This is a genomic window from Streptomyces sp. NPDC101776 (genome assembly GCF_044766845.1).
GTDB lineage: Bacteria > Actinomycetota > Actinomycetes > Streptomycetales > Streptomycetaceae > Streptomyces.
Genome location: NZ_JBIWMV010000055.1, coordinates 1 through 1,197, shown reverse-complemented (window position 1 = coordinate 1,197; position 1,197 = coordinate 1). Strand labels below are relative to the sequence as shown.

Genomic DNA, 1,197 nt, shown 5'->3' with positions numbered 1-1,197 from the left:
TTGAGCTGGGGGTGGCCGCAGAGACCAGCGAGAAGCGACTGTTTACTAAAAACACAGGTCCGTGCGAAGCCGTAAGGCGATGTATACGGACTGACGCCTGCCCGGTGCTGGAACGTTAAGGGGACCGGTTAGTCACATTTCGGTGTGGCGAAGCTGAGAACTTAAGCGCCAGTAAACGGCGGTGGTAACTATAACCATCCTAAGGTAGCGAAATTCCTTGTCGGGTAAGTTCCGACCTGCACGAATGGCGTAACGACTTCTCGACTGTCTCAACCATAGGCCCGGTGAAATTGCACTACGAGTAAAGATGCTCGTTTCGCGCAGCAGGACGGAAAGACCCCGGGACCTTTACTATAGTTTGATATTGGTGTTCGGTTCGGCTTGTGTAGGATAGCTGGGAGACTTTGAAGCGGCCACGCCAGTGGTTGTGGAGTCGTCGTTGAAATACCAGTCTGGTCGTGCTGGATGTCTAACCTGGGTCCGTGATCCGGATCAGGGACAGTGTCTGATGGGTAGTTTAACTGGGGCGGTTGCCTCCTAAAGAGTAACGGAGGCGCCCAAAGGTTCCCTCAGCCTGGTTGGCAATCAGGTGTTGAGTGTAAGTGCACAAGGGAGCTTGACTGTGAGACCGACGGGTCGAGCAGGGACGAAAGTCGGGACTAGTGATCCGGCGGTGGCTTGTGGAAGCGCCGTCGCTCAACGGATAAAAGGTACCCCGGGGATAACAGGCTGATCTTCCCCAAGAGTCCATATCGACGGGATGGTTTGGCACCTCGATGTCGGCTCGTCGCATCCTGGGGCTGGAGTCGGTCCCAAGGGTTGGGCTGTTCGCCCATTAAAGCGGTACGCGAGCTGGGTTTAGAACGTCGTGAGACAGTTCGGTCCCTATCCGCTGCGCGCGCAGGAACATTGAGAAGGGCTGTCCCTAGTACGAGAGGACCGGGACGGACGAACCTCTGGTGTGCCAGTTGTTCTGCCAAGGGCATGGCTGGTTGGCTACGTTCGGGAGGGATAACCGCTGAAAGCATCTAAGCGGGAAGCCTGCTTCGAGATGAGTGTTCCCACCCCCTTTGAGGGGTTAAGGCTCCCAGTAGACGACTGGGTTGATAGGCCGGATCTGGAAGCCCAGTAATGGGTGGAGGTGACCGGTACTAATAGGCCGAGGGCTTGTCCTCAGTTGCTCGCGTCCACTGTGTT

The 1,197-nt window shown here is 56.3% G+C and carries 1 rRNA gene (only partly in view); it reads left to right on the top strand.

What is annotated here, in order from left to right:
• Positions 1 to 1,175: ribosomal RNA gene (locus tag ACIRRY_RS51700) — 23S ribosomal RNA — on the top strand; it begins 2,035 nt to the left of the window's first position.
• Positions 1,176 to 1,197 lie beyond the last annotated feature (22 nt).